Annotated in this window: 11 protein-coding genes; 9 read left to right on the top strand and 2 right to left on the bottom strand. The window is 27.0% G+C overall.

The window, feature by feature from the left end:
* The first annotated feature begins 340 nt into the window (after positions 1 to 340).
* From BUA62_RS10445 to BUA62_RS10485, 9 genes are all read left to right on the top strand, one after another.
* Positions 341 to 1,021: a response regulator transcription factor gene (locus BUA62_RS10445; RefSeq protein ID WP_072865996.1), complete on the top strand. Its 681-nt coding sequence runs from the start codon at positions 341 to 343 to the stop codon at positions 1,019 to 1,021.
* Positions 1,011 to 2,420: a sensor histidine kinase gene (locus tag BUA62_RS10450; protein ID WP_072865997.1), complete on the top strand. Its 1,410-nt coding sequence runs from the start codon at positions 1,011 to 1,013 to the stop codon at positions 2,418 to 2,420. The genes BUA62_RS10445 and BUA62_RS10450 overlap by 11 nt, the downstream gene beginning before the upstream one ends.
* Entirely contained in the window at positions 2,413 to 3,195 is a 783-nt protein-coding gene (locus tag BUA62_RS10455) for a DUF3919 family protein (RefSeq protein ID WP_072865998.1), read from the top strand. The genes BUA62_RS10450 and BUA62_RS10455 overlap by 8 nt, the downstream gene beginning before the upstream one ends.
* A 91-nt stretch (positions 3,196 to 3,286) precedes the next feature.
* Positions 3,287 to 4,270 carry an ABC transporter substrate-binding protein gene (locus tag BUA62_RS10460; RefSeq protein ID WP_072865999.1) on the top strand — a complete coding sequence of 328 codons (984 nt, stop codon included), beginning with the start codon at positions 3,287 to 3,289 and terminating at the stop codon, positions 4,268 to 4,270.
* A 39-nt stretch (positions 4,271 to 4,309) separates the two neighbouring features.
* Positions 4,310 to 6,001 (top strand): ABC transporter permease, encoded by a 1,692-nt coding sequence (locus BUA62_RS10465; RefSeq protein WP_072866000.1) that lies wholly within the window; start codon positions 4,310 to 4,312, stop codon positions 5,999 to 6,001.
* A gap of 13 nt (positions 6,002 to 6,014) precedes the next feature.
* Entirely contained in the window at positions 6,015 to 7,091 is a 1,077-nt protein-coding gene (locus tag BUA62_RS10470) for an ABC transporter ATP-binding protein (protein WP_072866001.1), read from the top strand.
* 31 nt (positions 7,092 to 7,122) lie between these two features.
* Positions 7,123 to 8,115 (top strand): ABC transporter substrate-binding protein, encoded by a 993-nt coding sequence (locus tag BUA62_RS10475; protein WP_072866002.1) that lies wholly within the window; start codon positions 7,123 to 7,125, stop codon positions 8,113 to 8,115.
* A 59-nt stretch (positions 8,116 to 8,174) separates the two neighbouring features.
* On the top strand, positions 8,175 to 10,373 hold the full coding sequence (locus BUA62_RS10480; RefSeq protein ID WP_072866003.1) for an ABC transporter permease: 2,199 nt from the start codon (positions 8,175 to 8,177) through the stop codon (positions 10,371 to 10,373).
* A gap of 11 nt (positions 10,374 to 10,384) precedes the next feature.
* Positions 10,385 to 11,473, top strand: coding sequence for an ABC transporter ATP-binding protein (locus BUA62_RS10485; RefSeq protein WP_072866004.1), 1,089 nt, complete (start codon positions 10,385 to 10,387; stop codon positions 11,471 to 11,473).
* 93 nt (positions 11,474 to 11,566) lie between these two features.
* On the opposite strand, the gene BUA62_RS10490 is transcribed toward BUA62_RS10485, so the two are convergent.
* Together BUA62_RS10490 and BUA62_RS10495 are read right to left on the bottom strand one after the other, a co-directional pair.
* Positions 11,567 to 12,757, bottom strand: a complete 1,191-nt coding sequence (locus BUA62_RS10490) for an FprA family A-type flavoprotein (protein ID WP_072866005.1) — start codon at positions 12,755 to 12,757, stop codon at positions 11,567 to 11,569.
* 151 nt (positions 12,758 to 12,908) lie between these two features.
* Positions 12,909 to 13,193, bottom strand: a 285-nt coding sequence (locus BUA62_RS10495; protein WP_143148373.1) for a transposase, incomplete at its 5' end; no start/stop codon positions are given.

The raw sequence follows: 13,193 nt of genomic DNA on the forward strand, positions 1-13,193 counted from the left end.
AGTTGAGTATAGTCTCACAACCTCGCGAAACATAAATCGAGGAAACGACATTTTCCGGCAAGTGAAAAACTATACTCTAGTTTAGAAATCTTTTTTAAGAGAACAAGTCTCAGGGGGATGTTATCTAAAACTATTTTACCAGAGGTAAAACTTAAAAACAAGCAAAAAATAAATACTGAAAAAGATGCTCAATAGAAAACTACTAATATAAAACATATAACTAAAAACACATAAATCAATATAAATAAAATATATTTACTTTTCAAAGAGCATATAAATAATAATAATAATCAATAACAATAATATAATTATTCTATACTAATTATACGAGGGGGATTTTATGAAAATATTGATAATTGAAGATGAAAAAAGTATTTTAGATCTTATAAAAATGAACTTAATTCTTGAAAATTTTGAAGTTATAACTGCAGAAAATGGAGATAAAGGTTTGCTTTTATTTAAAAAAGAGTATCCAGATCTTGTTGTTTTGGATTTAATGCTTCCAGATTATGATGGTTTTGAATTGTTGAAACAAATGCAATTTACCAATTATAAAATTCCTATAATAATATTAACTGCTAAAAATAATCAAAATGATAAGTTATTAGGATTAGAATTAGGGGCAGATGATTATATTACAAAACCGTTTGATAGCAAAGAATTGATTTTGAGGATTAGAAATATTTTAAAAAGGATAAAAAAAGCAGAAATAGAACCAAGTGGATTTTCTATAGGGAAATTAGAAATAAAAAATAAGTCCCGTGATTTTTATATAAATAAAGAAAAAATATATTTAACAAAAAATGAATTTGAATTGATGAATTTATTTATGAGTAACTATAATCAGGTTTTATCAAGAGATTTTTTGCTAGAAAGAGTTTGGGGATACGAAAGTGATGTTGATACGAGAGCTGTTGACATGGCAATTCAAAGATTAAGAAAAAAGATGGGAAAATATAATAAATATATAAAATCAATTTATGGCGTTGGATATAAATTAGAGGTGGATGATGAAAAATAGCATAAAAAATGAAATATTATTTTTAAATATATCTTCCACTATTATTATTTTAATAGTAATTTTTTTTATAACATTAAATACATTTCAAAAAAATATTATATCAAATGTTATAAATAGGATGACAGAGTATAGTCAGGAAAGTCAGATATATATTATAAATACATTAAAAAAATATAGGAATGAAAATGTTTATACTAAATTAAATGAACTTTCGCCATTTATTGCCAACTATTTATTTAGAAAATATCATTTCCATATCGAAATATATGATAATAGAAAAAATTTGCTTGCTGATAGTGTAATTACAAAAAAATTATATGTATATCAGGATGTTCATTATGCTGCTAATAGTATGAAAAATTATATATTAAAAAAGGATGGAAATGAAATTACTTTGTTTTTTTCAAGTCCAATATTTTTTGAAAACGAAGTTATTGGAGTTATAAGGTTTATTTATCCAATGGAGTTAGAATTTGGATTAATAGACAATATAAAAATTACTTTAATTATAATTAGCCTACTTTCGATACTTGCTGTTGTTATTTTGAATTTCTTTTTTTCTAATTCAATTACAACACCAATAAGAAAATTACAGGAAGAAACTGAGAAAATAGCAAATGGAAATTTTAATGAACGTATATCTATTAAAAGTAATGATGAAATAAATTCTCTTGTAAAATCATTTAATATTATGATTGAAAAATTGGAACATTATATAAAGTCATTAAAAGAAGAAAAAGAGAAACAAAAAGTTTTTATAGATAATATAACTCATGAATTAAAAACACCTATAACTTCAATATTAGGTCATGCAAATCTTCTTTTAAGATTAAAAGATGAAAAAGATAAAAATATTTCTATAAATTATATTACAAAAGAAGGCAATAGATTATTAAAGTTGGTTGAGGAATTACTTTACATATCTAAAATGAATAAAAATGATTTTGAATTTAATTTTAAAAAACATAATATAAAAAAGGTTATTGATGAATGCGTAGGTATATTAAATCCAAGGTTAAAGAAATTTTCTATAATAGTTGAAAATAATATCGAAAATAGAATTCTATTATTTGATTATGAAAAGATAAAAGAAGTAATTTTAAATATTCTTGATAATTCAATAAAACATAGTAAATGTTCTAAGATAACGATAGAATCCTTTTTAATAAATGAAGACTATTATGTTGTTTTGAAAGATAATGGTATTGGCATAAAAAAAGAAAATTTAGAAAATATTTTTAATCCTTTTTTTTCAAAAAGAGGAAAAACAAGTTATGGACTTGGATTGTGTATAACAAAAGAAATAATGAAAAAACATAATGGAGATATAACGATTGAAGGAAACGATGGAACTATAGTAACTTTAAAATTTTCAATGGAGTGGATGGAAAATGGATGATAAAAAGATAAAGAGATATATATTTATTTTTTTGTTTTTGGTGATAATAATAATATATTTTGAATCATATATCTTAAATAAAGATTTTAATAAAGTGTTTTTCATAAATGATAAAAATGAAATGATAAGAAGATATAATTCGTCAACTCCAATAAAAATGATAGTTTCAATGAAATATTTATCTTTCTATGAGATAAAAGATCCCGATTTTATTTTCGATATATGGGAAAGAATTAATAAATTACCAGTTTATAATTATATATCTCCTTCAACAGAAGAAGAAAACTACAAGGGTATTTTTGGGAAAATTTATTTTTTAGATGGAAGTATAAAATATTTTGAAATTGAAAAAAATATAAAAATAAATGATATGATATATGGAACTGAAAACAATGAAGATTTACAGTATATCAAAGAAAGGATTAAGGAGGAATTATTTTTACCAATTAACCTGGCAAATGAAGTTGTAAATGAAAATAATAAAGTAATAGCTTTTAATCATGAAAAGGGAGTATATATTGAAGATTATAAAAATAAAAATAAATTGTATAAAATTTTAACTACCTCAGAAAAAGTAGTTTCTGCTAAAATAATCGGTAAAATTTTAGAGGATAATAATATACCTCTATTTAAAATAAAGATTCTAAATAATAATAATAAAGGATTTCTTCAAATTAATGTCTTAAATAATGATTACTTCACAATCTACTACTTAAATACTTTCCTATATATGATGAAAGGAAATATATTAACTTTCCTAAAGAATTTATTTTAATATAGTTACATTTTTAATACATTTTTGAGCGTATATTAAAGCATTTTTTTATTATTATATTATTGTATAAAAATTTAAGGGGGGAATTGAAATGAAAAAAAGCATATTGTTTATGTTGATTTTGTCTCTATTTGTATTATCATTTTCCGAATTAATTATTTATAGCAGTGTTGACGAAGCAAATGCAAGAAAAATTTTAAATGCATTTTCAAAGCAGACTGGTATAGAGGTAAAGTATATTTTCCTTTCTTCTGGACCAGCATTAGCAAGACTTGAAGCTGAAAAAGAGAATCCGCAGGCTGATGTGTGGTTTGGAGCTCCAATGCCAAATCATATTATTGCAAAAGAAAGAGGATTGACTACTTCATATAAAACTACAAGTGTATATGGTATTACTCCTAATTTTTATGATGTGGAAGGTTATTATCATGCTTTTTATATGAACCCACTGGGTATAGGAGTTAATTTAAAAGTTTTAGAGCAGATAAAAGCAGACCTCCCAAAGAGCTGGATGGATTTATTAAAAACTGAATATAGAAATATGATTCAATATCCAAGTCCTCAAACTTCTGGTACAGCTTATGCATTTATTACTGGACTAATATCGATTTATGGTGAAGATGGAATGATAGATTATTTAAAAAAACTAGCTAAAAATGTTCAATCTTATACGCAAAGTGGAACAGGACCTTCAAAGTCAGTAGGTGTAGGACAGGCGGGATTGGGAATTCAATTCACTCCAGCATTTTTCCAGTTTAAAGAACAGGGATATCCAATTGAGGTAGTATTTCCAAAAGAAGGTGTTCCTTATGAAGCAGCATGTGTATCTATTGTAAAAGGTGCAAAACATAAATATGAAGCAAAAGTTTTAGTCGATTGGTTATTATCGAAAAAAGGCCAACAAACAATTGTTGATGAAAAAACATTTTTCTATCCTGTAAGGTCTGATGTTAATTTTGGTACATTACAGCCATTATCAACAATAAAATTAATTACTGTTGATGAAATTTGGGCAGCACAAAACAAGAAAAGAATTGTCGAAAGATGGATAAAAGAAGTTTTACCAGTTAAATAATAAAGGGGGACTCCCCCTTTTTTTTGGAGGGATGGATTTATGAAAATAAGAAATAAGGAATTTTATAATAAAATAAAAAGTATGCTAAATAATCCATCTTTGTTAATTTTAATTGTCTTGATATTCATTTTGTTATTTATATTTATAATTTTTCCATTATTTAAGGTTTTTATAGTCAGTTTTACCAATGAAGATGGAAAATTCTCATTGGAAATATACAATTCTATTTTTTCTAATGATTATATGAAACAGGGATTTAAAAACAGCATTTTAATAGCAACATTAACTGCTGTCATTGGAACCTTAATAGGTTTTCTCTATGCTTATACTGTAAATAGAGCTGATATACCATTAAAGAAATTTTTTAAAACTATAGCGGTTATTCCTATGGTGTTTCCCCCGTTTATAGGTGCTATGGCTATAATAATGTTGTTTGGTTTTAACGGTATTATAACAGCAAAAATTTTTGGTATAAGAACATTTCCTGTTTATGGAATTTGGGGATTAATGATAGCTCAAATAGTAACTTTCTTTCCTGTAGCTTTTATAACACTCGATGGGGTTATATCTACAATTTCACCAACTCTGGAAGATGCGGCATTTAATTTAAAAGCTTCCAGATGGCAGGTTTTTACAAAAATAATTTTGCCCTTATCTGTTCCAGGTATTGCAAGTACAATGCTAATTTTATTTATAGAATCACTGGCGGATTTTGGAAACCCTTTAATATTAGCTGGTTCGAGATTCCCGGTTTTATCAGTACAGGCTTATCTACAAATAACAGGAATGTTCGATTTGAGTAGTGGCGCAGCATTAGCTGTATGGTTATTGTTACCATCATTAATAGCCTTCATTTTGCAAAAATATTGGATAGGAAAAAAGAAATATATAACAATTACCGGCAAACCAACGACATCGCAATTAAAAAGTGTTAATAAATTTGCAAAATGGTTTTTGTTTGCGTTGTGCTTAATTATTTCATTATTTATTTTGTTAATATATGTTACTATTTTTTGGGGTGCATTTACAAAGATTTGGGGAATGAATAATGAATTTACACTGGAAAATTTTAAGTATGTATTTGATGTCGGAAAAGAAGCGATAAAAGATACGTTAACAATAGCTTTAACTTCTACACCTATATCAGCAGTTTTAGGTATGATTATAGCATTTTTGATTGTCAGAAAAACTTTTCCAGGGAAAAAAACACTGGAATTTGTATCATTACTTAATTTTGCAGTTCCTGGTACAGTTGTTGGTATAGGATATATACTTGCATTTAATTCAAAGCCATTATTGTTAACAGGAACATTTGCTATATTAGTATTAAATTTTATATTTAGGTATATTCCTGTGGGAATTCAAACTGGAGTTTCGCTGTTAAATCAGATAGATCCTGCAATTGAAGAAGCAGCATATACACTTGGTGCAAATGATAAAGTGGTTTTTTCTAAAATAACATTGCCATTGATTGTTCCCGCATTTTTTTCTGCACTTGTTTATTCTTTTGTAAGGGCAATGACAGCAATTAGTGCTGCAATATTTCTGGTATCCGCAGATTGGAATTTAATGACAGTTCAAATATTAAGTCAAACAGATTCAGGAAGGCTGTCTGAAGCTTGTGCTTTTTCAGTTGTGTTAATACTTATTATCTTATCATTTATGCTATTAATGAAAGTCCTTTTAAAGAATAAAATTTCTATAGTAAATAACGATTTTGCGTCTGAATAGGTAGGTGTCAAATATGAGTCTGGAATTAAAAAATATATATAAAATTTTTAAAAGTAAAGAGAGTGAAACAATAGCTGTTAATAATTTTTCTCTTAAAATAGATAAAGGACAATTTGTAACCTTTCTTGGACCTTCTGGATGTGGTAAAACTACTACATTAAGAATGATAGCTGGGTTTGAAACTCCAACAAATGGAAAGATATTTCTTGATGAAAAAGATATTACTAATATTCCTCCCAATAAAAGAGATGTTTCCATGATGTTTCAAAGTTATGCTTTATTTCCTCATATGACAATTAAAGAAAATATAGAATTTGGGTTAAAATTAAAAAAATTATCTAAAAATGAAATAGAAGAAAAAACGAAAAGAATAATACAATTAATAGGTCTCGAAGGTATGGAAAATAGACGTCCAGATCAAATATCTGGTGGACAACAACAACGTGTTGCACTTGCAAGAAGTCTTGTGATGGAACCGAAAGTTTTATTATTTGATGAGCCATTATCAAATTTAGATGCTAAACTTAGAGAATCCATGAGATCTGAAATCAGAAAAATACAAAAAGCATTAAAAATAACAAGTGTTTATGTTACTCATGATCAGATAGAAGCAATGAGTATATCAGATGTAATAGTTGTTATGAATAAAGGAAAAATAATGCAAGTAGGAACACCTTTTGAAATATATTCCAGACCAATGAATAAATTTGTTGCTGATTTTATAGGTAAAGTTAATTTTATTAAAGGAAAAATAATTAAAAAAGAAAAAGATGTATATCATGTTTATAGTAAAGAAATAGGAAAAGAATTCTATTGTACAGGAAGTAACGAATTGAAAGAAAATGAAAAGGTTTTAATAGTATTAAGACCAGAATCATTAAGTTATGAGAAAAAAGAAAATTCTATTTCCGGTGTTGTAAAAAAAGTAACTTATCTTGGCTCATATGTTGAATATGAAATTATAACTGGAAAAAATAAAATAGTAAGTTGTGTTCTGTTTAATCCAATTGAAAATAAAATACCGCAGATAGGTGAAAACATTAATCTTTATTTTAGTAATATAGCTTCCTGGATAATAGGAGATGAATAAAAATTAATATCTTTAATATGGGGGTGTAAAAATGAAGAAGTTATTTGGTTTGGTTATTGTTTTAGTATTAAGTGTCATGATTTTTTCAGCTGGTGATGTTGTAAAAGCATATACAACATTAGAAGAACCACTTGCTAAAGAATTATTTGATAAATTTGAAGAAGAAACAGGTATTAAAGTTGAATGGGTTAGACTTTCAACCGGAGAAACAGTTGCAAGGCTTGAAGCAGAAAGGGAAAATCCACAGGCTTCAATTTGGGTTGGTGGCGTAGGTTTAGGGCATGTTGAAGCAAAGCAAAAGGGTTTAACCACACCGTATAAGTCACCTCTGGCACAATATACTCCTGCACAATTTAGAGATCCAGAAAATTATTGGATTGGGCTATACATAGGTGTATTAGCATTTGCAACAAATACTGAAAGGGCAAAAGAATTAGGATTAGAAGCTCCAAAAGGCTGGTTTGACATTATTGATTCTAAATATAAAGGACTGGTTAGAGTAGCAAATCCAAATACATCTGGAACAGCTTATAATGTTATAACTACAATTTTACATATGTTCCACGAAGATGAAGAATTAACTTTTATGTTTTTACATCAATTAGATGATAGCATAGACCAATATACCAAATCTGGTTCTGCTGGTGGAAAACAAGCAGCAATTGGGGAAATACCTTTTGCTATTGGTTATGCTCATGATTTATTTAAATTAATTGCTAATGGAGCTCCATTAAAAGTTACCGTTCCAATGGAGGGGACAGGTTTTGAATTAGCTTCAATGTCTTTAATAAAAAACGGACCAAATCCAGTTACAGCAAAAAAATTATACAATTGGATGTTAAAAAAAGAAGCTCAAGAAATGATATCAGAGTGGTTTGTATTACCTGTTTCAAAATTAGCTCCAAAAGATAAAGCACCATTAAATATTGAAGAACTAAGAATAGTAAATCAGAATTTCGTCTGGGATGCAGCAAATAGAGAAAGATTAGTAGAAAGATGGAATAAAGAAATTGGAGCAAAGTAATATAATACCTTAGGCGGCATTAGCCGCCTAATTTAAAACTCATATAGGAGTTGAAATATATGTTTACTTATAAAAAGATTTTATATTTTATAATTTTGCTATTGCTAATATCTGTAATAGATTTTTGGATATTTTCTAATATAAAATCGTCTTATAATAAAATGTTAAATGATACTCTTTTAAAAACAGGGCACATTATATCAAAGTCTATAAGTGAAGATGAAAAAGATTATAACTCTTGGATTGAAAAGTATGAAAAAGAAAATGAAACATTGAAAATTATATATATAGATGGACTTCCAGATTTTTTTGAAAGTACAGAATATTATATAGATAAAAATATTTATAATTTTTATAAAAATTTGATAGAAACTGATGAATTTAAAAAAGGTATAGAAAGTGCCGAGTATAGCGAATTTTATATTACTAAAAAAGATTATGAATATAATAATTCTAAATATAGAATAATATTTTCACCTATTCTAAGTAATGATTATGATGTTTTGGGAATAGGAATATTATTTTTTGAAATTGATAAATATTTAAAATTTTATAGTTTAGCTAATATATTTATGTTTTCAATAATAATAATTTTTATCTTAATTTATGGAATAATAAACTTTTCAAGAGATCCAATAATGAATTTTATTATACTTGCTATTTTTATAATAGTTGCTGTATTTACAGCTTATCCATTATTTGAGGCTTTTAGATTAACTTTTATAAAAAATGGTGAATTCTCACTTGAAATATGGAAAAAAATATTAACTACAAATCAGTATTTAAAAGCCTTTTGGGGAAGTATTAAACTTGGTATATCTACAGCAACACTTTCAACATTAATAGGATTTTTATTTGCGTTTGTATTAACAAGAACAACAATAAAAGGAAAAAAGTTTTTCAATACTATGGCAACGTTACCAGTGATTTCACCACCTTTTTCTTTAACTTTATCTATTTTATTATTATTTGGAAATAATGGCTTGATAACTAAAAAAATTTTACATCTTCAGAATTTTAGTATATATGGTTTATTAGGATTAACTCTGGTTCAAACAATGGGAATGTTTCCAATTGCTTATTTAACAATGGTAGGGATTTTGCACTCAATAGATTCAACTCTTGAAGATGCTTCTTTAGATTTAAATGCTTCTAAATTAAAAACATTTTTAACTATAACTTTTCCTTTATCAATGCCAGGAATTTTAAGTGCATGGCTATTAGTATTTACTAATTCTTTGGCTGACTTTGCCAATCCTTTAATTTTATCAGGGAATTATAGGGTATTATCAGTTGAGGCATATTTAGAAGTCACTGGTATGAACAGATTAGGGAATGGAGCAGCATTGTCTATATTGTTACTTTTACCCACAATTACAGCTTTTTTAGTTCAACGATTTTGGGTATCAAAAAAATCATTTGTTACCGTAACTGGAAAACCATCACCAAGAATTACTGAATTGGTATCAAAACCGGTAAAAATAATACTGATAAGTTTGATTATATTTATAATAATATTTTTGATTTCTTTATATGGAACAATAGTAGCAGGCTGTTTTGTGAAAAATTGGGGTATAGATTATACTTTTACATTAGAAAATATAAAAGAAGCATTACAAAGAGGAAAAGATGCAATAACAGATACGGTTACTTTAGCTTCAATAGCAACCCCGTTTGCTGGTATTATAGCAATGATGACAGCATTAATTTTAGTAAGAAAAAAATTTATTGGGAAAAGAATATTTGAAATTTTAATAATGGCACCATTTGCAATTCCAGGAACATTAATAGGTATTAGTTATATTTTAGCTTTTAATAAACCACCTATAATTTTGGTTGGAACTGGTGCTATTATAGTGATAAATTATATTATAAGAGAACTTCCTGTGGGAGTTGAAGGAGGAATTGCAGCGTTAAGACAAATTGATCCATCAATAGAAGAAGCAGCACAGGATTTGGGTGCAGATGTTCCTACAGTTTTCAAAACTATAGTATTACCATTATTAAGACCAGCATTTATATCTAGTTTATCGTATACTTTTGTAAGATCTATGACAGCTGTAAGTGCTGTTATTTTCCTGATTTCAGCAAAATGGTATCATATTACTGTTTTGATTTATAATTTCTCAGAAAATTTAAGATTTGGTCTGGCAAGCGTATTGGCTACTACTTTAATAATAATAGTATTAGCAGCTTTTGGAATTATGAGATTATTGGTTAAAGAGAGTGAAGCGCTGGAAAAAACAGTTTCTCAATGAGAGGTGAAACAATGACTAAAAAACAAGTATCCCTAAAATTAGAAAAAGTTACTAAAATATTTTATGATAAAAAATATAATACAAAAGTAATAGCGGTAAATAATTCTTCATTTGAAATAAAACCAGGAGAATTGGTTACATTGTTAGGACCATCTGGATGTGGAAAAACAACAACATTAAGAATGGTTGCAGGTTTTGAGCTTCCAACAAATGGGAAAATATATATAGGAAATGAGGATATAACTTTTTTGCCCCCAAACAAAAGAGATACTGCAACTGTTTTTCAAAGTTATGGGCTTTTTCCACATATGACAGTTTTTGATAATGTGGCCTATGGATTAAAACTAAAAAAAATGAATAAAGAAGAAATAAAAAAGAAAGTAATAGATACATTGGAAATGGTTGGGTTAAAAGAACTTGCAAATAGGGCGCCGTCTAAGTTATCAGGAGGTCAACAACAAAGAGTTGCTCTAGCGCGTTCAATTATAGTTGAACCATCAATATTACTTTTAGATGAACCATTATCGAATCTTGATGCTTTACTAAGAGAACAAATGAGAATAGAAATTAGAAAAATTCAAAAAAAACTTGGAATTACGGCAATATATGTTACACATGATAGAGTTGAAGCTATGAGTTTATCAGATAAAATAATTGTTATGAAAGAAGGTAAAATAATTCAAATAGGAACACCTAATGAAATATATGAAAACCCTAATTCCAAATTTGTTGCAGGTTTTGTTGGAAAAGTTGCTTTTTTTGAAGTAAAAATTGAAAATATAGAAAGAGAAAAGTGTATAGTAAAATTTAAAAATAAAATTTTAGAAATTCCTAAATATGAAAAAAATGTTTCTGTTGGAGAAAAAGCGATATTAATGGCAAGACCAGAATCTCTAATTTTGAAAGATAATGATGGTTTAATAAAAGGGAGAGTAAAAATAAATGTATATTTGGGAAATACAGTTGAATCATTTATAGATACAGAATTCGGTGAAATAATGGTTCAAATTGATAATCCTTCTATGAAAAAAATATATTCTGAAGGTTCATCTACTTCAATTGATATAGTTCCAGAATTGTGCAAAGTTTTAAAGAATTAACAAAAATCTCTCCCTTAAATCATAAAAAAGAGCATTCCATAATTGGATTGCTCTTTTTTATCTACTAATTTTAATATAATGTTGAAATTTAACTTATTCTTTTACTCGTTTTGCCATTTCTTTGGCTAGATTTCTCAATTTTTCATAATGTTCCTCATGTGCAGAGAATTGTACTTCGACAGGATCGCATACCATTTCCCATTTGTTTTTCTTTATATATTCAACTATACCTTTTACTCCACCACCACTCCAACCGTATGTACCAAACACTCCAAATACCCTATTTTTAATGCCCTTATGTTCTAAATTAATTAATAAGTTTTCCATTCTTGGGAAAATCCCATTATTATAAGTATTTGTTCCAAATAAAACACCCTTAAATCTCCAAATTTCATTGATTATAAATGACTCATGAACTTCTGAAGAATTCATTACTCTTATATTTTTAATACCTTCATCAGATAAACATCTAGCTATATAATCTGCCATTTTTTCAGTGTTACCATACATAGAACCATATGCAATCACTACACCTTCTTCAGTTTCATATTTGCTCCATTTATCATATAATGAAATAATTCTTCCTGGATTAGTTCGCCAAACTGGGCCATGAGTAGAAGCAATTATTTTTATATCTAAACCAGAAAGTTTTTTCATAGCTCTTTGAACCATAGGCCCAAACTTTCCTACAATATTTGAATAATATCTTCTTATCTCATTTTCATAATACTCTATATCAACCTCATCATCAAAAACACCACCATCTAAAGTTCCAAAACCTCCAAAAGCATCACCTGCAAATAAAATCTTTTCTGTTTCTTCAAATGTCATCATAGTTTCTGGCCAATGTACCATGGGAGTTAAATAAAATTTCAATTTATGTTTACCTAAATCAATTTCATCGCCATCTTTAATTTCATATAAGTTAGATTCAATTCCATATAAAGCTTTTAGGAATTCAAAAGTTTTTTTGTTTCCAATGATTTTAATATCAGGATATGCCCTTAAAATATCAGAAATTGAACCAGAATGATCAGGCTCCATATGATTAATTACGAGATAATCTAGTTTTTTTCCATCTAAAATATTATTTATTTTTTCGATGAATAAATGTGTTTTTGTTGCTTTTACGGTATCAAACAAAACATTTTTTTCATCTTTGATAAGATAAGAATTATAAGTAACTCCTTTTGGTAATGGCCACATATTTTCAAATAAATGAGTATCTCTATCATTTAAGCCAACATAATAAATTGAATCCGTAATATTTAGAATATTATCCATTTTTATCCCTCCTCAATTGTAATTATTTTAAATTTATCTCATTTTTAATTATATCATATATTAGAAATTGAAAAATAAACTAAAGGTTAAATTTCCTTATATTACTATTATATCATATAATAGATGGTTCTCCCACGAAAAGAGTGGGTAATTAGGAAAAAGGCAATTTACCTAAAGCCAAAAAAATAGTAATGGATAAATATTTAAAAGACTTAAAACCATAAGCTCTTTTGGTAAAAGTTCTAAGTTTTGAATTCATGCCTTCAATTTTAGCATTGGTTAATCCTGTTTTTAAATGCATAAGAATACCATTTATATGTTTATATAAACTCTTAGCTGCTTTTTTCATTTCTGGTATATTTGATTTTAACGCTTTGTCATACCATTTTTTAAAGAATTTTGATGCATATGCTGGTTTTTTATAATCAAATATTTT

Source organism: Marinitoga hydrogenitolerans DSM 16785 (assembly GCF_900129175.1).
Classification (GTDB): Bacteria; Thermotogota; Thermotogae; order Petrotogales; family Petrotogaceae; genus Marinitoga; species Marinitoga hydrogenitolerans.